Here is a 17,651-nt window from a genome sequence, read left to right as displayed (position 1 = left end):
CAGTACAGCACGGCGGAGGATTCCGTTCGTGCCGGGACGGTGACGGCATGAGCGTTCTCCTCGTCGGCATCTCGCACCGCAGCGCGCCGGTTCCCGTGCTGGAGAAGGTGGCCGTCACCGACACCGACCGGCCGAAGCTGATCGACCGCCTGATCTCCTCCAGCCGAGTGTCCGAGGCGATGATCGTCTCCACTTGCAACCGGGTCGAGGTCTACGCGGTGGTCGACGCCTTCCACGGCGGTCTCGCCGAGATCGGCGATCTACTGACCAGGCACTCCGGCCTGCCGATGCCGGATCTGACCAAGCACGCCTACGTCCGCTACTCCGAGGCCGCCGCCGAGCATCTGTTCGCGGTCGCCAGTGGCCTGGACTCGATGGTGGTCGGCGAGCAGCAGGTGCTCAGCCAGATTCGCGGGGCCTACGCCTCCGCCGACGCGCAGCGCGCGGTCGGGCGGACCCTGCACGAGCTGGCGCAGCACGCGCTGCGGGTCGGCAAGCGGGTGCACGCCGAAACCGGCATCGACCGCGCGGGCGCGTCGGTGGTGTCGGTCGCGCTCGATCGCGCGCAGCAGGTGCTCGGCCCCCTGGCCGGCCGGACCGCCGCGGTGGTCGGAGCGGGGGCCATGGGCGGTCTCGCGGTCGCGCATCTCTCCCGAGCCGGGATCGGCCGGATCATCGTGGTGAACCGCACCATCGCGCGGGCCCGCAGTCTCGCCGAGACCGCGCGGACGCACGGCGTCGAGGCCGAGGCCATGGAGCTGTCGCGGCTCACCGAGGCGATGTCCGCGACCGACGTGGTGGTCACCTGCACCGGCGCGGTCGGCGCGGTCGTGACACTCGCCGACACCCACCGCGCGCTCACCGACCGCGAGCGCGGCGAGGAATTCGCCACGGTGGACCGGCCGTTGGTGTTCTGCGATCTCGGCTTGCCGCGCGATGTGGAGCACGCCGTGGCCGGACTGCCCGGCGTCACGCTCATCGACATCGAGACCTTGCAGCGTGATCCGGCGGCGGGCGCCGCCGCCGACGACACGGCGGCCGCCCGATCGATCGTCGCCGACGAGCTCGCGAAGTATCTCGCCGGACAGCGGATGGCCGAGGTCACCCCGACGGTGGCGGCGCTGCGCCAGCGTGCGGCGGAGGTGGTCGAGGCCGAACTGCTGCGTCTGGATTCGCGGCTGCCCGGCCTCGCCGACCCGGAACGCGACGAGGTCGCGCGCACGGTGCGCCGGGTGGTCGACAAGCTGCTGCACGCGCCGACGGTGCGGGTCAAGCAGCTCGCCTCCACGCCGGGCGGCGACAGCTATGCCGAGGCGCTGCGCGAATTGTTCGAACTGAAGCCGGGCGCGGCCCAGGCGGTCGCCGCGCCGATGGAGATCACCGCGCTCGCGGACGACCGCGCCGAGATCACATTGGCCGACGGGGAGATCGCGCTGGCCGACGACTTCACCGCGGGCCATCGCGGCGAGGAACAGGGGCAGACGGCATGACCATGGTTCACCGAGAAGGCAACGCCACCGCGGAAGGCACTCGTGCCCCGTGGCGGATCGGCACCCGCGGGAGCCTGCTCGCGCTGACCCAGGCGGGCACGGTGCGCGACGCGCTGATCTCGGCCGGGCAGCCCGCCGAGCTGGTCGTCATCAAGACCGCCGGTGACCTGTCGTCGGACCCGGTGCAGAAGATCGGCGTCGGCGTGTTCACCTCCGCGCTACGCGACGAGCTGGCGGCGGGCGCGATCGACATCGCCGTGCACTCCTACAAGGACTTGCCGACCGCGCAGGACCCGCGCTTCACCATCGCCGCCATCCCGCCCAGGGAGGACCCGCGTGACGCGCTGGTCGCGCGCGACGGACTCGTCCTCGGCGAGCTGCCCGCGGGCGCCAAGGTCGGCACCTCCGCGCCGCGTCGCGCCGCTCAGTTGCGGGCGCTCGGGCTCGGCCTGGACGTCGTCCCGCTACGCGGCAACCTGGACACCCGGCTGCGCAAGGTCCGCGAGGGCGAGTTGGACGCCGTGGTGGTGGCCAGAGCCGGACTGGCGCGCATCGATCGGCTGGACGCGGTCACCGAGTCGCTGGAGCCGGTGCAGATGCTCTCCGCTCCCGCGCAGGGCGCGCTCGCGGTCGAATGCCGCAGCGACCACACCGCGCTGGTTGAGATTCTTTCCGGCCTCGACGACGCGGCCACCCGCGCGTCGGTCGTCGCCGAGCGGTCGCTGCTGGCCGAACTCGAGGCGGGCTGCACCGCACCGATCGGTGCGCTCGCCGAGGTGGTCGAATCGCTCGACGACGAAGGGCGGATCGTGGACGAGCTGTCGCTGCGCGCGTGCGCGGCGGCCGTCGACGGATCCGACGTGCTGCGCGCGTCGGTGGTCGGCGCCCCGGACGACGCCGCCGAGCTCGGCCGCGCGCTTGCCCGCGAGTTGCTCGACATGGGTGCGCGCGAGTTGCTCGCCACCGAACCGGACGACGGTTCCCCCACCCGGGCGGTGAGTTCGCCCGCCACAGACTTGCCCAACCCCAGCCCAATGGAGAACAGCCGATGAGCGGAAGCATAGGCACCGTGCCTTCGGGTATGCCGGAGCCGAGCGCAAGCGAGGTGCAGGCATGAGCCGAGCCACGAAGAAGCACCCCGGTCGCATTCTTTTCGTCGGATCGGGTCCGGGTGACCCGGCGCTGCTCACCGTGCGGGCCCGTGAGGTCATCGGGCGGGCGACGCTGGCGTTCACCGACCCGGACGTCGACAAGGGTGTGCTCGCCCTGATCGGCACCTCGGTCGAGCCGGGGCCCGACGGCGAACGTCCCGTCGACGTGCGGCCCGCGCTCGGCGAGCCGGCCGAGGTGGCCAAGACGCTCATCGCCGAAGCGCGTGCCGGGCACGACGTGGTGCGCGTGGTCGCGGGCGACCCGCTGACCACCGATTCGGTGATCGCCGAGGTCAACGCCGTCACCCGCTCGCACATGGTCTTCGAGGTGCTGCCCGGCCTGCCCAATGGCTCCGCGGTGCCCAGCTACGCAGGCATCGCGCTCGGTTCCGGGCACACCGAGGCGGACGTGCGCGGCGAGGTCGACTGGGCCGCGCTCGCGGCCGCGCCCGGCCCGCTGGTCCTGCACTCGACCTCAGGTCATCTCGCGGAGACCGCGAGCGCCCTGGTCGAGCACGGCATGGCACCGCAGACCCCGGTCGCGGTGACGGTACGGGGCACCACCCGCCAGCAGCGCACCATCGAGGCCACTCTGGCCACGCTGAACAGCGCCGCCTCCGAACTGGTCGGCCCGCTGGTGGTGACCATCGGCAAGGTGGTCGCGCAACGCTCGAAGATGTCCTGGTGGGAGTCGCGCGCGCTGTACGGCTGGACCGTGCTGGTGCCGCGCACCAAGGATCAGGCCGCGGAGATGAGCGAACGGCTCGTCACGCACGGCGCCATCCCGATGGAGGTGCCGACCATCGCGGTCGAGCCGCCGCGCAGCCCCGCCCAGATGGAGCGCGCGGTCAAGGGTTTGGTCGACGGTCGCTACCAGTGGGTGGTGTTCACCTCCACCAACGCGGTCCGCGCGGTGTGGGAGAAGTTCGCCGAATTCGGTCTGGACGCGCGGGCGTTCTCCGGTGTGAAGATCGCCTGCGTGGGGGAGGCCACCGCCGACAAGGTGCGGTCGTTCGGCATCAACCCCGAGCTGGTGCCCAGCGGCGAGCAGTCCTCCGAGGGCCTGCTGGCCGACTTCCCGCCTTACGACGACGTGTTCGACCCGGTGAACCGGGTGCTGCTGCCGCGCGCCGACATCGCCACCGAGACGCTGGCCGAGGGCCTGCGCGATCGCGGCTGGGAGATCGACGACGTCACGGCCTACCGCACGGTGCGCGCTTCGCCGCCGCCCGCGGAGACCCGCGAGATGATCAAGACCGGCGGTTTCGACGCGGTCCTGTTCACCTCGTCCTCCACGGTGCGCAACCTGGTCGGCATCGCGGGCAAGCCGCACGCCCGCACCATCGTGGCCTGCATCGGCCCCAAGACCGCCGAAACCGCCATCGAATTCGGTCTGCGCGTGGACGTGCAGCCCGACGTGGCCCAGGTCGGTCCTCTGGTCGAAGCGCTGGCCGAGCACGCGGCCCGGCTGCGCGCCGAAGGACTCCTGCCGCCGCCGCGCAAGAAGAGCCGCCGCAGTAGGTAATAGGGATCGGACTCAGTACCGCCTGCGCATCAGGGTGCGGACCATGGAGCAGGTGGCGTCGGAGGGTGGGCGGATGCCGATCACCTCGGCGGTGTGCCTGATTCGCTTGTTCGTGGCGTAACTCGGTGCGTAGACGCCGGAGTCGAGCAGTGCGATCGCCAGGCGCATCGCCTTGAGCCGCCGGTTGTGCAGGACGTACCACGCCTTGGGGCGGCCCGGAGGCAGCGGGCGCTTCTGCAAAGGGGTGTAGGGGCGATCGATGAGAACGGTTTGTGGTGTGCGCATTGGCATCCCTCCCGTGGCGATCGGGGGCGGGCGAGCCCCCTCGAACGTACCTTCGATTGTACCCGTGGGGACCGACAAACTTGGCTGGCCAGAAGGCTTTTCGAGCGTCCAGCGGCTCACAGATCGTGCAACAGCCGCATCGACTGCGGATGGCCCAGCGCGGCCGCGCGTTCCAGCCACTGCCTGGCTTCCCGCTGCGCCGGGGTGCGGCCGGTCGCGATGGCGGCGGCGGTCCGCAGCGCCTCGGGGTCCGCGAAATCGCCTGCGAGGTAGGGGGTGTTGGCAGCGCGCAGCAACAGCGCGAGGTGGAACATCGAGTCCGGGTCGCCCGCTTCGGCGCCCTTGCGCAACCACCGCTCACCCTCGATCGGCTCGCCGCGGTCCAGATGCAAGGCGCCCAGCACGGCCATCGCATCGGTCCTTCCCCGCCGCGCGGCCTCGGTGAGCAGGTCGATCGCGCGGTCGAATTCGCCGCGGCGCGCCAAGCGCAGGCCGAGACTGCGCATGGCCGTGGGATTTCCGGCGCGGACGGCTCGTTCGTACCACTGCTCGGCCTCTTCGTCGCGTCCACGCCGGTTGGCGATGACGCCCATATTGCAGAGGGCTTCCGGCAACCCGCGCTCGGCGGCCGGCCGTAGCCAGCGCTCCGCCTCATCGATATTCCCGCGCTCGGTGTGCAGCAGGCCCAGCTGCACGCCCGCCGCCTCGTTGCCGCGGGCGGCGGCGGTCTCCAGCCAGTGGATCCCCTCGCCGATCCGCCCGTCGGCTCCCAGCAGCGCGCCGAGCATGCCCATCGCCGGCGCACTGCCACTCGCGGCGGCCCGGCGCAGCCAGCGTTCGGCGCCCGCCGCGTCGCCCGCGTGCCACAGCGCTTCGGCACGCCGTTGCATGGCGACCAACTCGACCTCGCTCGGCGGCTCGGTCATCTAACAGCCCGTCTCGCGGAACACCACGCCGTCCATCATGGCGCCTGTTCCATCGGGACGCGGTACCCGTTCGCGTGCGCGTACGCCGTCAGCTGCGCGTCGTAGTTGCGGAGGCTGTCCAGTAGCCAGGTGTGTCCGGTGTCCTTGACGACCACGATCGGCCCCCGGCTGCCCGGCGGAAGCGTGGGTACCGAGCCGTCGAGGTACCAGGATGTGGTCGACCACGGGAAGATGAAGGCCCAGCCGATGTCGGCGACCCGCTGCGGCGGTCCGAGCTGTAAGGGATCGGCCGGGGTGGCATGCCGTGCGCTGTGCTGGGCGAGTAGATGCCGTGCGCTGTTGCGGGCCACGCGCACGTCCAGCGGCCCCGAAGTGGTGTCCGGAAACCGGAGACTGGTCTCCGCCCCTGCGCACAGTCGTCGGCCCGCCGCCTCCGTCACCTGGCACGGCCTGCTCTGCAGGCGGAGGAAGACGCAGCGGGCGGTGTCGGAGAAGCGCAACTGGACGATGGCGTCCTCGGTGCCGCCGGCCAGGTGCGTCCCCCGGCTGCGTATCCACTCGGGCTCGTCGGGCCGGATGCCGAGCATCCGGAAGGCGACGTGCGCGCCCGGCATCACCTCGGGCGCGGCCGATTGTCGTGCGACGAACTCCACGGCGAAGTTCTGCCCGGTGGCGTCGGTGGCACGCCAGACCCGCAGCATGAACGCGGGCGGAGGCAGACCGTCGGTGAGCACGGGCCACCAGTCGGCCAGCAACACCGCCGCCCACGACTCGAAGTCGGCGGCTCTGGCCAGCGAGATGTCGATGTGCGGATCGGTCATGCTTGTCCCCCAGCGGTTCTCGCCTAGTCGGAGTATGCGCCTTCGTCAGGGGGGTAATGTGTGATTTCGCACACTGTTATCACTCGGATGGCATGAGTGATCGCCGGGTAACGCGCGGCAGCTGTCCCAGAGGGTCGGGCCCGGCCCGCGCAGCGGGCCACGGGTGCTCGCGACAGCGGATCGCGCCGGGCGTATCGTGCGATTCATGACCGGAATGGACCGCCCACGGCGGTTGCGCCGTACTCCCGCTCTGCGCCGTCTCGTGGCCGAAACCACACTCGAACCACGGCAATTGGTGCTGCCGATGTTCGTGGCCGACGGCTTGGCGGAGCCGCATCCGATCGGCTCCATGCCGGGCGTGGTGCAGCACTCGCTCGACTCGCTGCGCAAGGCGGCGGTCGAGGCGGTCACGGCGGGTGTCGGCGGCATCATGCTGTTCGGCGTGCCGCGTCCGGAGGACAAGGACGCGGTCGGCAGCGCGGCCAGCGATCCGCGCGGCATCCTCAACCGCGGCCTGCGCGCCCTCGCCGACGAGGTGGGCGACTCGACCGTGGTCATGGCCGACACCTGCCTGGACGAGTTCACCGATCACGGGCACTGCGGTGTGCTCGCGGCCGACGGCGCGGTCGACAACGACGCGACGCTGGACCGCTACGTCGAGATGGCGCTCGCCCAGGCCGAGGCGGGCGCCGACCTGCTCGGCACCAGCGGCATGATGGACGGCCAGGTCGGCGCGATCCGGCGCGGTCTGGACGCGGCCGGGCGCATCGATACCGGCATCCTGGCCTACTCCGCCAAATACGCTTCGGCGTTCTACGGACCGTTCCGGGAAGCGGTCGCTTCCTCACTGGAAGGCGACCGGCGCACCTACCAGCAGAACCCGGCAAATCGGCGCGAGGCGATCCGCGAGCTGGAACTGGACCTGGCCGAGGGCGCGGACATAGTCATGGTCAAGCCGGCCGTGTCGTATCTGGACATTCTGCGCGAGGTCGCCGATCGCTCGACGGTGCCGGTCGCCGCCTACCAGATCTCCGGCGAGTACGCGATGATCACCGCCGCCGCCGAGCGCGGCTGGATCGACCGCCGCGGCGCCGTCCTCGAGTCGCTGCTGAGCATTCGCCGGGCCGGCGCGGACTTCGTGCTCACCTACTGGGCGACCGAGGCCGCGAACTGGCTGTCGTGACGAATATGGCGGGACCGTTCGCCGCGGGCTCGGCCCGGCCCCCGATGCCGGAGGACGTCGGTACCGCGCGGCAGCTGTGGTGGGGTGTCGTCGGATTCGGCATGGTGCAGTTGATCGCCTCGATCGTCGCTGCCCTGGATCAGCGGCGCACGTTCGCCGAACAGGTCTTCGAGCAGGCCAGGATGTAGGATCCGCAGGTCACGATGGCAAGCGCCGAGCTGATGGTGTCGCTGGTCTACGTGGTCGTGGTGCTGATCGGGCTCGGTCTGTCCGCGCTCGCTCTGGTGATCGTGCACCAGTTCGGGCGTGGCAAACCGTGGGCGCGCACCGTGCTGACGGTCCTCGGCGCCTGGTCCGTGGTGATCGGCGTCGGCGCGTTGCTGGCCATCGACGCGGTGACCGGGACGGCCTCGCTCGTCGCGGGCGGTGCTTCCATCGTGCAGGGCGTGCTCGCGGTCGGCGCCATCTATCTGTCCCACCGGCCCGAAGCCACCGCCTACTTCCAGCCGGGCAGGCGTTGAGGCTCTGAATGGAACAGGTTTCCAATTTGTCCGAGACAGTCCGGCATGTATGGTGAGGGTTGTCACAGTGGACGTGGGAACCGGTAGTCGTCTGCCGTTCGTTGGCGCTTTTTACGCGCGGGAACTCGGCAAATGGCTCCGGAGGATCGGAGGCATCGATGCGAGTGGTGATCCAGCAGCCGCACAGCATTCGGCGGGATCTGGCCGTCTTGAGTCTGCTGATTCTGTTCGCCGTGCTGACCGTCGCCGTGCTGTTGCTGCCCGGCCTGAGTCGCTGATTTCGTTCTCCGCCTTGGTCCACGCTGCCGTGGAGGCTCCGGCGTGACCGTTGAAGCCGTCTTGTTCACCGAGCCGGGCGCCCGCTGGCGCGCCGTGGCCTACGGGCCGATCCTGTGCCTGGCCGTTCTCGTCCTGGAACTCGTCACCGGTGGTGACGTGCACTGGTTCGCCCTGCTGTTCTGTGCCGCGCTGATCGGCGGTTTCGTCGGACTGCAAGTGATCGCGGGCAAACGGCACGTCGGCGTCGAACTCACCGCGGAGACGCTGCGTTCGGGCACCGAGTCGCTCCCGCTGAGCTCGATCGCGGAGGTCCTGCCGGAACGGGACGAGAACTCATGGGACGACGAAGAGTGGGAGTCGGCCAGGGCGCTCGGTGAGCTGACCGGCGTGCCGCGCCGCCGCACCGGCATCGGGCTGCGGCTGGCCGACGGCAGCCTGGTGCAGGCCTGGGCCAGAGACCACAAGGCGCTGCGCACGGCGTTGACCGAGGCCGTCGAACGCAGTTCGGACGGAGTGGACCGATGAGGCGCTGGCTGGTCGTGGTGCTGGTGGAAGTGGATCTGTTCGTGCTCGCGCTCATCGGGGCGGCGTTGAGCGCACGCGCGGGTGTACGCACCACCGATTTCCCGCCGTCCGGCGACGCCCCGGGTTTCACCGCGATCCGCTATGTCGCGCCTTGGTGGCTATTGGCCACACTGCTCGTCACGGTGGCCGGTGTGCTCGCCATCGACGCCGCGGCCCGGCTCGCGCGTGGACTGCGTGGCGCCGGAGCCGTGCGCTGATCGACGCGAATTCGTCTGCGGTCGTTTCATGCTGCGCACAGCGGGAACGCCGATCATATGAAACCAACTGTCCAGCGAGCACTTTTCGGTGCGGTAGCGGCCGGTGTGATCGGCGCGGCCGCGGCCGTACCAGCCACCGCGTCCGCCGAAACCGTTCCGCAAGAGCCTGTTCCGGTGACACCCGCCTTCGCGGCCACGCCGCCGGCACCGCTGCTGCACGCGCTGCCGGCGCCGTTGGCGTGCCTGGTGACGACCGGCTTCGCCGCGTTCTGTCTGGGCATCGCGTAGCCACCGATTGCCTGCTAGCCGCTGCGGGCCGCGCGCCGTCGGGTTACCGTGCTACCGCCCCCGGTTCGGCGCCCGACGCCCGCCGACCGTGCGCTTTGGTTGGAATGGCCCTGGGGCCGTTAGTATTTCGGCCGTATTTGGTACGTGCGTCGATGAAGGAAAGTGTTCGATGAACCGGTTCGCCGTGAAGATTTGTGCCGCGTTTGCCGTGGCTGCCGCCCTCGGATTCGGGGCCGCGCCCGCAGGCGCGACCCCGGGACTGCCACTGGAGGACGCGAACCCGGTCGATGCGCCGATCCTGGTGCCGGATTCCGGATCCGCGGGCCCTTACAACGGGTTCATGTGCTTCCTGCACACGATGTCGGCGCAGGTCCCCTGCATGTACGCCTGACGGCGGCGGCCCGGCGCCCGTTCAGTTCCAGTGCTGGTAGATGTCCAGCACACGGCCGTCGCGGGTGCCGGGGGCGTTCAGGTAGACGGTGACCGTGCCGTCCGGATGGCCCGCCGCCTCCAGCACCACCTGCCGCAGTGTGGCGTGCACCGCACCGCGGTCGTCGCGGTAGATCGCGGAGTCGTTCTTCAGTCCGGCGCCGATCCGGCTGGGCGGGACGAACATGGTGACCACGGCGGGAATCGGCCCGCCCGCCAGCGCTGCGGTCGCCGTGTGGTCCAAGGGGATGGCCAGCCGCACGTCGTCGATTTGATCGAGCGGCTGCGCGGCGGCGGATCCGGCGCCGAGTGCCATTGCGGCCCCCGCGACGACGGCGAGCACACCCACGCTGACGATGGCAATCCGCATGCAGACCCTCCCGAACGATGGACGAATGTGAGCTGAGACTACGCACCGGCAACCGTTCAGCGATCGAAATCCGCGCGAACCCCACCTCGGCGTGTTGCCGGGCGGCTGCGGCCTGCATCACTGCACTACACCCTGTCGTCAAGCCGATTTTCCGGTGCTGAGAGACTGGAACTCGTGAGTTCTTCTCCGCGCGTGACCAGTGCAGCTGTGCCGGTTTCCGCTCAGCTCTTCGACCGGGCGAGTTCGGTGATTCCGGGTGGCGTCAACTCTCCGGTGCGGGCATTTCGATCCGTCGGCGGCACACCGCGATTCATCGCCTCGGCCGACGGCTGGAGGCTCGTCGACGCGGACGGCAACGAGTACGTCGACCTGGTCTGCTCCTGGGGGCCGATGATCCTCGGCCACGCGCATCCGGCGGTCGTCGATGCGGTGCGCGGCGCGGCGAGCGGGGGCCTGTCCTTCGGCGCGCCGACCGAAGCCGAGATCGAACTCGCCGAGGAGATCGTGCGCCGGGTCACGCCGGTGGAGCGGGTACGGCTGGTGAACTCGGGCACCGAGGCGACGATGAGCGCGGTCCGGCTGGCCCGCGGCTACACCGGACGCACCAAGATCATCAAGTTCGCCGGTTGCTATCACGGCCACGTCGACGCGCTGCTCGCCGACGCGGGCTCCGGCGTCGCCACGCTCGGGCTGCCCACCTCGCCCGGCGTGACGGGCGCGCAGGCCGCCGACACCATCGTGCTGCCCTACAACGACATCGACGCCGTCGCCGCCGCGTTCGCCGCGAACCCGGGTCAGATCGCCTGCGTGATCACCGAGGCGGCGGCGGGCAACATGGGCGCGGTGGCGCCGCTGCCCGGATTCAACGCGGGACTGCGCGCGCTCACCGCCGAGCACGGGGCGCTGCTCGTCATGGACGAGGTGATGACCGGATTCCGGGTCAGCGCCGCGGGTTGGTTCGGCCGGGAAGGCGTCGCGGGCGACCTCTACACCTTCGGCAAGGTGATGAGCGGGGGTCTGCCCGCGGCCGCGTTCGGCGGTCGCGCCGAGATCATGAATCACCTAGCCCCGCTCGGGCCGGTCTACCAGGCCGGGACGCTGTCCGGTAACCCGGTCGCGGTGGCCGCGGGCCTCGCCACACTGCGCGCGGCCGACGAGGCGGTGTACACCGCGCTGGACCGCAACGCGCGGCGGCTCGGCGAACTGTTCACCTCGGCGCTGACCGCCGCGGGCGTCGGGCACCAGGTCCAGTTCGCGGGCAATATGGTGAGCGTGTTCTTCGCCGAACGCCCGGTCACCGACTACGCCGCCGCCAAGGCGAGCGAGACCTGGCGCTATCCAGCCTTCTTCCACGCCCTGCTCGACGGTGGCGTGTACGCGCCGCCGAGCGCGTTCGAAGCGTGGTTCGTCTCCGCGGCGCTCGACGAGGACGCGTTCGACCGTATCGCTACCGCTCTGCCCGCCGCCGCGCACGCGGCGGCGGCCGCCACCCCCGAAGGATCCCGCGCGTGACCTCCGACCTCGATCAGCCCGATGCCGACCGGCGCGAGCCGGCCAAGCCGTCCGCCGAGCCGGAGGTGACCGCGACGCACGGCGCGACCGCCGTGGCGGTCGATCCGGCCGCGGACGAGACCGTGATCGACGCTGGTGAGCAGTTCGCCGCCGGGAGCACCGAGGCGGTGGAACGCGCCGACGCGCGGACCAGCGCCACCGACCGGGTGCACGACGGCGGCGCCGCCGCGATCGAGACGATCGTGCACGTGCTGCGCCACGGCGAGGTGCACAACCCGAACGGCATCCTCTACGGCCGCCTGCCCGGCTTCGGCCTTTCGGTGGCGGGCCGTGCGCAGGCCGCCGCCGTCGCGCGGACCCTGGCCGATCACGACATCGCCGTGGTCATCGCGTCGCCGCTGCAGCGTGCTCAGGAGACCGCCGAGCCGATCGCCGCGCAGCACGACGTCATCGTGCGCACCGACGAGAACCTCATCGAGGCGGGCAACACCTTCGAAGGCCTGCGCGTCTCGGTCGGCGACGGCGCGCTGCGCAAGCCGCGGCACTGGTGGAAGCTGCGCGACCCCTTCACCCCGTCCTGGGGCGAGCCGTACCTCCAGATCGCGCACCGCATGCTGGCGGCCGTGAACAAAGCCCGGGTCGAAGCGGCCGGGCGGGAGGCGGTGCTCGTCTCCCACCAGCTACCCGTGTGGACGCTACGGCGGTTCCTCCAGGGCCAGCGCCTCTGGCACGACCCCCGGCAACGGCAGTGCTCGCTCGCCTCGCTGACCTCGCTCGTCTACCACGGCGACACGCTGGTCGACATCGTCTACTCCGAGCCCGCCGGCGGCTCGGACCCCTCGGTACACGGCGCATGACGCACCGCACCGCGTTCCCCATCCCGCCCTCGGCGCGCGCCGGGCGGGTGCTGCCGGCTCTGCTCGCGTGCGTGGCGCTGATCGCCGCGCTCGCGGGTTGTTCGACCGGTTCGGACGCGGTGGCCTCGGGCGGCACCTTCGAATTCGTCTCGCCCGGCGGCAAGACCGACATCCGCTACGACCCGCCCGCCGCGCGCGGCACCATCGGCAAACTCGCCGGTCCGGACCTGATGACCGCGGGCAAGACCACCTCGGTGGAGGACTACGCGGGCAAAGTCGTGGTACTCAACCTCTGGGGCCAGTGGTGCGGTCCGTGCCGCGCCGAGGCGCCCGCCCTGGAAAAGGTTCACGAAGCGACCAAGGACAAAGGCGTCGCCTTCCTCGGCATCAACGTCCGCGACCCGCAACAGGACAAGGCCCAAGACTTCGTGGTCGACAACAAGGTCGGCTACCCGTCCATCTACGACCCGTCGATGCGCACGCTTTTGGCGCTCGGCGGGAATTTCCCTACCAGTGTCATCCCCACCACGCTCGTCCTCGACCGGCAACACCGGGTCGCCGCGGTATTCCTGCGGTCCCTGCTCGCCGAGGATCTGCAGTCAGTGGTCGAAAGTATCGCCGCGGAGGAATCACAGTGAATCGCGACCGTCGTACCCGCCACCTGCGCGCCTGTCGGCCACGGCAGGGCGCCCGACGAATCGGCGGCGGATGGGCCGTCGACGACCGGTGGGCGGGCATCGCCACCGTGCCGCGCAGCGTCGCGGCCGAGTCGTTGCTGGACTTCCCGGCGTTCGACGCGGCCGAGGAACCCGCGGCCACCGAGCGGACGGTAGCGCCGCGCCGCGGCGCCGGACGATCGCCGGAGGATACGCGGGAGGACTCGGTGTGACCCTCGCGCGCACCGCGCCGTGTACCGGGGAGGACCTGTGATGGTGCTCGCCGCAGTCGGTGATTCGTTCCAGCAGACGGCGGCCTCCGGGCCGCTGCTGCTGGCGCTCGGCGCGTGCCTGCTCGCCGGTCTGGTGTCGTTCGCTTCGCCGTGTGTGGTGCCCCTGGTGCCGGGGTACCTGTCCTATCTGGCCGGACTCGTCGGTGCGGAGGCGCCGCCTGCCACGGTGGCGGAGGCCACCGGCGGACGCGTCGCGACTGCCGCGCGGCCGCCTCGGTCGGGACGGATGCGGGTCGCGGGTGCGGCCGGTTTGTTCGTCACCGGTTTCACCGTCGTCTTCGTGCTCGCCACCGCGACCGTGTTCGGCGTCATCCAGACCCTCAACGTGAATCGTGAACTGCTGCAACGCATCGGCGGTGTGGTGACGATCCTGATGGGTCTGGTCTTCATCGGCCTGGTGCCCGCGTTGCAGCGCGACACCCGGATGGAGCCGCGCAGGCTCACCAGCCTCATGGGCGCGCCGCTGCTGGGCGGGGTGTTCGCGCTGGGATGGACGCCGTGCCTCGGCCCCACGCTGTCGGGCGTCATGGCCGTGGCCGCGGGCACCGACGGGACCACGGCGGTGCGCGGGGTCGCGCTGATCGTCGCTTACTGTCTCGGCCTCGGTCTGCCGTTCGTGGTGCTGGCGTTCGGGTCGGCGAGCGCGCTGCGTGGGGTCGGGTGGCTGCGCCGCAATTCCCGCACCATTCAGATCATCGGGGGCATGTTGCTCGTCGCGGTCGGCGCCGCGCTGGTCACCGGGGCATGGGACCAGTTCGTCGCCTGGGTGCGCGACGCGTTCGTCTCCGAGGTGACCCTGCCGATATGACCGTGACCGACCACCCCACGATCGAAAGCCCCGAGCGTCCGCCGCGTCAATCGCTGATCGGGCGGGCCTGGGCGTTCTTGCGCAACACCTGGCGCGGGCTCACCAGCATGCGCACCGCCTTGGTCCTGCTGTTCCTGCTCGCTCTGGCCGCGATTCCCGGCGCGCTGCTGCCGCAGCGGAACCTCAACGAGCAGAAGGTCGAGCAGTACATTGCCGGCCGGCCCACGCTCGGCCCGTGGATGGACCGCTTCGAGCTGTTCGACGTGTTCTCCAGTTTCTGGTTCACGGCCGTCTACGTGCTGCTGTTCATCTCACTGGTCGGTTGCATCCTGCCGCGCACGCTCGACCACTACCGCGCTCTGCGCACACCGCCGGTGCGCGCGCCGCGCAACCTGACCAGGCTTCCGCACCACTACGCGGGCCGGGTCGAGCGGTCGCCGCAGGAGCTGATCGACCACGCCCGCGCCCAGCTGCGTGGCTGGCGCACCGAGGTCCGCCCCGGTCCTCGCGAGGGTGAACTGGCGCTGTCCGCGGAGAAGGGCTACACCCGCGAACTCGGCAATCTGGTGTTCCACCTCGCGCTGGTCGGGCTGCTGGTCGCCATCGCGATGGGCAAGCTGTTCGGCTACGAGGGCAGCGTCATCGTGCTGGCGAACAACGGCCCCGGCTTCTGCACCACCTCGCCCGCGGTGTTCGACTCGTTCAAGGCGGGCAACGTCAACGACGGCACCGGCATGACCCCGGTGTGCGTGCGGGTGAAGGATTTCCAGGCCGACTACCTGACCAACGGGCAAGCGGAGATGTTCACCGCGAACCTCTCCTACCAGGCGGGCGACGATCTGCGGTCGAACACCTGGCGCGACACCAGGGTGCAGGTCAACCATCCGCTTCGCGTCGCCGGTGACCGGCTCTACCTGCAAGGGCACGGCTACGCGCCGACCTTCACGGTCACCTTCCCCAACGGCCAGACCCGCACCGAGTCCATTCAGTGGCGGCCCGACGACGCCTCGACGTTCCTGTCCAGCGGCGTGCTGCGGATCGACCCGCCCGGTGGCATGTACGCCAGCGACGAGGAGCGCCGCAAGAACCAGATCGCGATCGAGGGCTTGTTCGCGCCCACGGCGATGTTCCACGGATCGTTGCTGTCCTCCGCGTACCCCGCGATGAACGATCCCGCCGTCGCGGTCGACATCTATCGGGGCGACACCGGCCTCGACACCGGTAAGCCGCAATCGTTGTTCGCCCTGGACCCAGAGCAGGTCAAGCAGGGCAGGCTCTCCAAGGAGGCCAGGGTCAATCTCCGCCCCGGCGAGTCGACCACGCTGCCGAACGGCACCAAGGTCACCTTCGACGGCGCGCAGGAGTTCGTGAATCTTCAGGTCTCACACGACCCGGCCCAGCAGTGGGTGCTGGTGAGCGCGCTGCTGATGATGGCGGGCCTGCTGGTGTCGCTGCTGATCAAGCGCAGGCGGATCTGGGTGCGGGTCTACCCGGCCGAGGACGCGGGCGGTACCGTGGACCAACGACGCACTGTAGTAGAGATGGGCGGGCTCGCCAGGACCGACCAGGCGGGCTGGGGCGGCGAGTTCGACCGGCTGCGCACGCGCCTGCTCGATGAGCACGCCGAGACCACGGGAGAGTGACGATGCCGATCGACGAGACCATCGCCAGGTACAGCGATTTCGCTTTCAAAACGGCGATCGTGGTGTACGCGCTGGTGCTGGTACTGCTGATCTGGCAGTACGCGACGGCGCGCAGCCGCCAGGTCTCCGAGCGCGAGCTCGTGACGGTGGGCGGCGGGTCGACACCGCAGGGACCCGGCCGCGTCAGCGAGCCCGCGGGGCGGCCGCTGTCGGAGCGGCTGGGCAACATGGCGTTCTCGGTGCTCATGGTGGCCATCGCGCTGCACGTGGGCGCGATCGTGCTGCGCGGCTTCGCGACGCACCGCTTCCCGCTGGGCAACATGTACGAGTTCGTCACCATGGCGACGGCGGCGGCCGTGCTGGTCGGGATCGCGCTCCTGCGCGAGCAGCGCTACCGCGCCATGTGGGTGTTCCTGCTGGTGCCGGTGCTGATCCTGCTGTTCCTCGCAGGCACGGTGCTGTACGCCGACGCCGCGCCGGTGGTGCCCGCGTTGAAGTCGTTCTGGCTGCCGGTGCACGTCACCATCGTCAGCGTGGGCAGCGGCGTATTCCTGTTCGCGGGCGTGGCGAGCATGCTCTTCCTCTACCGCCTGCGTCAGCCGGACGGCCAGGAGTCGGCCAACGTCCTCGGCGCCATCGCCCGCCGACTGCCCGACGCCCGCACTCTGGACCGGCTCGCCTACAAGGCCACCATCATCGGCTTCCCGCTGTTCGGCGCGGGCGTCATCCTCGGCGCGATCTGGGCCGAAGCCGCCTGGGGCCGCTTCTGGGGCTGGGACCCGAAGGAAACCTGCTCCTTCATCGCCTGGGTCCTCTACGCCGCCTACCTCCACGCCCGCGCCACCTCCGGCTGGCGCGACACCAAGGCCGCCTGGATCAACATCGCCGCCTTCGTCGCGATGCTGTTCAACCTGTTCATCATCAACATGGTGATCAGCGGGTTGCATTCGTATGCGGGGTTGAACTGAGGGGCGTTCTGACCCCTGCATAGGCCGCTACCATTGCGGCATGTCGGTGCCACACATCCAACGGCCGGACCTCCCTGAGTCGATGACCTGGGAGGAGTTGGAGCGACTCCCCGAGGAGATCGCGGAGCAGATCGAGTTGTGGGACGGTCGCGTGGTCTGGGTACGACGCGGGCCCGGCGAACACCAGGTCTTCACCCGTCGGCTGACCAACTCCCTCGAGCGCTGTGCGCGAAAGTCGATGGCGGACCGGCCGGAACACTGCTGGCGCGTCAACTTCGAAACCAACGTCTTCCTGGGACGCACCGGCAAGTCCAACTTCCTGACCCCGGACTTCCTCGTTCACCGCTGTCTCGAATCGCCCTATCAGGACGTACGGGGAGGCGATGTCCTCCTGGTCGGCGAAGTCTTGTCCCCGTCCAACACGCAGACGGACATCGAAGCCAAGAAAGGTCGGTACGCCAGCGCTGGCATCCCTTGGTACTGGGAAGTGACGTTGGCCCGTGAGGTCAGCGCGATCGCCACCGTTCGCGCTTACGGTCTCGACATCGGCCATGCGCAACTCCCGGACGGAGTCCATCCGCTCCGTGCCGCTAATTACATCCTCGCGGCCGAATGGACCCACCAGAACCGGGACGGTATCGAGTTCGACCGCCCGTTCGCGATCGCTATCCCATGGACCGAACTCGAATTCTGACGTCAGGTCGGCTCGCCCCATCACGGTGGCAGCCGCGATCATCGATCATCGATCGCCCTGGTGCAGGAGGAGGCCGGACCTGCACGTTCCACAGTGATGGCATCGCCTTCGCCGAACCCGACCTTGCGGAACGGGCGAAGGAGATCGTCCGGGACGAACTCGACCGGGGC

General features: G+C 70.2%; 22 protein-coding genes. 18 read left to right on the top strand and 4 right to left on the bottom strand.

Going from position 1 to position 17,651, the window contains the following annotated elements:
• Window positions 1-47 precede the first annotated feature (47 nt).
• The 3 genes from ACWEH3_RS00350 (at window position 48) to ACWEH3_RS00340 (ending at window position 4,166) form a co-directional block, all read left to right on the top strand.
• On the top strand, window positions 48-1,490 hold the full coding sequence (locus ACWEH3_RS00350) for a glutamyl-tRNA reductase (RefSeq protein WP_450017631.1): 1,443 nt from the start codon (window positions 48-50) through the stop codon (window positions 1,488-1,490).
• Window positions 1,487-2,542, top strand: coding sequence for a hydroxymethylbilane synthase (gene hemC, locus ACWEH3_RS00345; protein ID WP_450017633.1), 1,056 nt, complete (start codon window positions 1,487-1,489; stop codon window positions 2,540-2,542). The genes ACWEH3_RS00350 and hemC overlap by 4 nt, the downstream gene beginning before the upstream one ends.
• Window positions 2,543-2,603: 61 nt before the next feature.
• The gene (locus tag ACWEH3_RS00340) at window positions 2,604-4,166 is read left to right on the top strand and encodes a bifunctional uroporphyrinogen-III C-methyltransferase/uroporphyrinogen-III synthase (RefSeq protein WP_355071937.1); all 1,563 of its coding nucleotides are present in this window, start codon (window positions 2,604-2,606) and stop codon (window positions 4,164-4,166) included.
• Window positions 4,167-4,178: 12 nt separating this feature from the next.
• Here the strand turns inward: ACWEH3_RS00340 and ACWEH3_RS00335 are convergent, their stop codons facing one another.
• From ACWEH3_RS00335 to ACWEH3_RS00325, 3 genes are all read right to left on the bottom strand, one after another.
• The gene (locus ACWEH3_RS00335) at window positions 4,179-4,451 is read right to left on the bottom strand and encodes a hypothetical protein (RefSeq protein ID WP_355071939.1); all 273 of its coding nucleotides are present in this window, start codon (window positions 4,449-4,451) and stop codon (window positions 4,179-4,181) included.
• Window positions 4,452-4,567: 116 nt separating this feature from the next.
• On the bottom strand, window positions 4,568-5,377 hold the full coding sequence (locus ACWEH3_RS00330) for a tetratricopeptide repeat protein (RefSeq protein ID WP_450017636.1): 810 nt from the start codon (window positions 5,375-5,377) through the stop codon (window positions 4,568-4,570).
• A 35-nt stretch (window positions 5,378-5,412) separates the two neighbouring features.
• On the bottom strand, window positions 5,413-6,198 hold the full coding sequence (locus ACWEH3_RS00325; protein ID WP_450017638.1) for a hypothetical protein: 786 nt from the start codon (window positions 6,196-6,198) through the stop codon (window positions 5,413-5,415).
• A 205-nt stretch (window positions 6,199-6,403) separates the two neighbouring features.
• Here ACWEH3_RS00325 and hemB point away from each other — a divergent pair, with 205 nt between their 5' ends.
• The 7 genes from hemB to ACWEH3_RS00290 all read left to right on the top strand — a co-directional run bounded on the left by hemB (window position 6,404) and on the right by ACWEH3_RS00290 (window position 9,642).
• Window positions 6,404-7,381, top strand: coding sequence for a porphobilinogen synthase (gene hemB, locus ACWEH3_RS00320; protein ID WP_450017640.1), 978 nt, complete (start codon window positions 6,404-6,406; stop codon window positions 7,379-7,381).
• A gap of 5 nt (window positions 7,382-7,386) precedes the next feature.
• Window positions 7,387-7,569: a hypothetical protein gene (locus tag ACWEH3_RS00315; protein ID WP_450017642.1), complete on the top strand. Its 183-nt coding sequence runs from the start codon at window positions 7,387-7,389 to the stop codon at window positions 7,567-7,569.
• Window positions 7,570-7,584: 15 nt separating this feature from the next.
• Window positions 7,585-7,902, top strand: a complete 318-nt coding sequence (locus tag ACWEH3_RS00310; RefSeq protein WP_450017644.1) for a hypothetical protein — start codon at window positions 7,585-7,587, stop codon at window positions 7,900-7,902.
• A 321-nt stretch (window positions 7,903-8,223) separates the two neighbouring features.
• The gene (locus tag ACWEH3_RS00305; protein ID WP_450017646.1) at window positions 8,224-8,706 is read left to right on the top strand and encodes a hypothetical protein; all 483 of its coding nucleotides are present in this window, start codon (window positions 8,224-8,226) and stop codon (window positions 8,704-8,706) included.
• Window positions 8,703-8,963 (top strand): hypothetical protein, encoded by a 261-nt coding sequence (locus ACWEH3_RS00300; RefSeq protein WP_450017648.1) that lies wholly within the window; start codon window positions 8,703-8,705, stop codon window positions 8,961-8,963. Before ACWEH3_RS00305 ends, ACWEH3_RS00300 begins: the two co-directional genes overlap by 4 nt.
• A 57-nt stretch (window positions 8,964-9,020) precedes the next feature.
• Entirely contained in the window at window positions 9,021-9,251 is a 231-nt protein-coding gene (locus ACWEH3_RS00295) for a hypothetical protein (protein WP_450017650.1), read from the top strand.
• Window positions 9,252-9,420: 169 nt separating this feature from the next.
• The gene (locus ACWEH3_RS00290) at window positions 9,421-9,642 is read left to right on the top strand and encodes a hypothetical protein (RefSeq protein ID WP_450017652.1); all 222 of its coding nucleotides are present in this window, start codon (window positions 9,421-9,423) and stop codon (window positions 9,640-9,642) included.
• Between the two features lie 21 nt (window positions 9,643-9,663).
• Here the strand turns inward: ACWEH3_RS00290 and ACWEH3_RS00285 are convergent, their stop codons facing one another.
• A complete protein-coding gene (locus tag ACWEH3_RS00285) occupies window positions 9,664-10,050 on the bottom strand; it encodes a hypothetical protein (RefSeq protein ID WP_355071956.1) in 387 nt (128 codons plus the stop codon).
• A gap of 192 nt (window positions 10,051-10,242) precedes the next feature.
• On the opposite strand from ACWEH3_RS00285, the gene hemL reads away from it, so the two are divergent.
• The 8 genes from hemL to ACWEH3_RS00245 all read left to right on the top strand — a co-directional run bounded on the left by hemL (window position 10,243) and on the right by ACWEH3_RS00245 (window position 17,481).
• On the top strand, window positions 10,243-11,562 hold the full coding sequence (hemL, locus tag ACWEH3_RS00280) for a glutamate-1-semialdehyde 2,1-aminomutase (protein WP_450017654.1): 1,320 nt from the start codon (window positions 10,243-10,245) through the stop codon (window positions 11,560-11,562).
• Between the two features lie 206 nt (window positions 11,563-11,768).
• Complete coding sequence (locus ACWEH3_RS00275; protein ID WP_450017721.1) at window positions 11,769-12,419, top strand: histidine phosphatase family protein; 651 nt, start codon at window positions 11,769-11,771, stop codon at window positions 12,417-12,419.
• Complete coding sequence (locus tag ACWEH3_RS00270) at window positions 12,416-13,057, top strand: TlpA disulfide reductase family protein (protein WP_450017656.1); 642 nt, start codon at window positions 12,416-12,418, stop codon at window positions 13,055-13,057. Before ACWEH3_RS00275 ends, ACWEH3_RS00270 begins: the two co-directional genes overlap by 4 nt.
• Window positions 13,054-13,308, top strand: a complete 255-nt coding sequence (locus ACWEH3_RS00265; RefSeq protein ID WP_450017658.1) for a hypothetical protein — start codon at window positions 13,054-13,056, stop codon at window positions 13,306-13,308. Before ACWEH3_RS00270 ends, ACWEH3_RS00265 begins: the two co-directional genes overlap by 4 nt.
• Before the next feature lie 40 nt (window positions 13,309-13,348).
• The gene (locus ACWEH3_RS00260) at window positions 13,349-14,176 is read left to right on the top strand and encodes a cytochrome c biogenesis CcdA family protein (protein ID WP_450017660.1); all 828 of its coding nucleotides are present in this window, start codon (window positions 13,349-13,351) and stop codon (window positions 14,174-14,176) included.
• On the top strand, window positions 14,173-15,819 hold the full coding sequence (resB, locus tag ACWEH3_RS00255) for a cytochrome c biogenesis protein ResB (RefSeq protein WP_450017662.1): 1,647 nt from the start codon (window positions 14,173-14,175) through the stop codon (window positions 15,817-15,819). Before ACWEH3_RS00260 ends, resB begins: the two co-directional genes overlap by 4 nt.
• A gap of 2 nt (window positions 15,820-15,821) precedes the next feature.
• Complete coding sequence (ccsB, locus tag ACWEH3_RS00250) at window positions 15,822-16,787, top strand: c-type cytochrome biogenesis protein CcsB (protein ID WP_356962571.1); 966 nt, start codon at window positions 15,822-15,824, stop codon at window positions 16,785-16,787.
• A gap of 40 nt (window positions 16,788-16,827) precedes the next feature.
• Window positions 16,828-17,481 (top strand): Uma2 family endonuclease, encoded by a 654-nt coding sequence (locus ACWEH3_RS00245; protein WP_364424292.1) that lies wholly within the window; start codon window positions 16,828-16,830, stop codon window positions 17,479-17,481.
• Window positions 17,482-17,651: the final 170 nt, after the last annotated feature.

The sequence above is a fragment of the Nocardia sp. NPDC004718 genome, from assembly GCF_053601535.1.
Note: the sequence above shows the minus strand (reverse complement) of the source record. Positions and strands in the feature narration are given on the sequence as shown.

What these genes read in the sequence shown, in the direction of transcription:
- ACWEH3_RS00350 (WP_450017631.1), top strand. Translation starts at nt 48, where the DNA reads ATGAGCGTTCTCCTCGTCGGCATCTCGCACCGCAGCGCGCCGGTTCCC.
- ACWEH3_RS00260 (WP_450017660.1), top strand. Translation starts at nt 13,349, where the DNA reads ATGGTGCTCGCCGCAGTCGGTGATTCGTTCCAGCAGACGGCGGCCTCC.
- ACWEH3_RS00290 (WP_450017652.1), top strand. Translation starts at nt 9,421, where the DNA reads ATGAACCGGTTCGCCGTGAAGATTTGTGCCGCGTTTGCCGTGGCTGCC.
- ccsB (WP_356962571.1), top strand. Translation starts at nt 15,822, where the DNA reads ATGCCGATCGACGAGACCATCGCCAGGTACAGCGATTTCGCTTTCAAA.
- ACWEH3_RS00315 (WP_450017642.1), top strand. Translation starts at nt 7,387, where the DNA reads ATGGCGGGACCGTTCGCCGCGGGCTCGGCCCGGCCCCCGATGCCGGAG.
- ACWEH3_RS00310 (WP_450017644.1), top strand. Translation starts at nt 7,585, where the DNA reads ATGGCAAGCGCCGAGCTGATGGTGTCGCTGGTCTACGTGGTCGTGGTG.
- ACWEH3_RS00325 (WP_450017638.1), bottom strand. Translation starts at nt 6,198, where the DNA reads ATGACCGATCCGCACATCGACATCTCGCTGGCCAGAGCCGCCGACTTC.
- ACWEH3_RS00300 (WP_450017648.1), top strand. Translation starts at nt 8,703, where the DNA reads ATGAGGCGCTGGCTGGTCGTGGTGCTGGTGGAAGTGGATCTGTTCGTG.
- ACWEH3_RS00295 (WP_450017650.1), top strand. Translation starts at nt 9,021, where the DNA reads ATGAAACCAACTGTCCAGCGAGCACTTTTCGGTGCGGTAGCGGCCGGT.
- hemB (WP_450017640.1), top strand. Translation starts at nt 6,404, where the DNA reads ATGACCGGAATGGACCGCCCACGGCGGTTGCGCCGTACTCCCGCTCTG.
- ACWEH3_RS00335 (WP_355071939.1), bottom strand. Translation starts at nt 4,451, where the DNA reads ATGCGCACACCACAAACCGTTCTCATCGATCGCCCCTACACCCCTTTG.
- ACWEH3_RS00245 (WP_364424292.1), top strand. Translation starts at nt 16,828, where the DNA reads ATGTCGGTGCCACACATCCAACGGCCGGACCTCCCTGAGTCGATGACC.
- ACWEH3_RS00340 (WP_355071937.1), top strand. Translation starts at nt 2,604, where the DNA reads ATGAGCCGAGCCACGAAGAAGCACCCCGGTCGCATTCTTTTCGTCGGA.
- ACWEH3_RS00270 (WP_450017656.1), top strand. Translation starts at nt 12,416, where the DNA reads ATGACGCACCGCACCGCGTTCCCCATCCCGCCCTCGGCGCGCGCCGGG.
- resB (WP_450017662.1), top strand. Translation starts at nt 14,173, where the DNA reads ATGACCGTGACCGACCACCCCACGATCGAAAGCCCCGAGCGTCCGCCG.
- ACWEH3_RS00330 (WP_450017636.1), bottom strand. Translation starts at nt 5,377, where the DNA reads ATGACCGAGCCGCCGAGCGAGGTCGAGTTGGTCGCCATGCAACGGCGT.
- hemC (WP_450017633.1), top strand. Translation starts at nt 1,487, where the DNA reads ATGACCATGGTTCACCGAGAAGGCAACGCCACCGCGGAAGGCACTCGT.
- ACWEH3_RS00285 (WP_355071956.1), bottom strand. Translation starts at nt 10,050, where the DNA reads ATGCGGATTGCCATCGTCAGCGTGGGTGTGCTCGCCGTCGTCGCGGGG.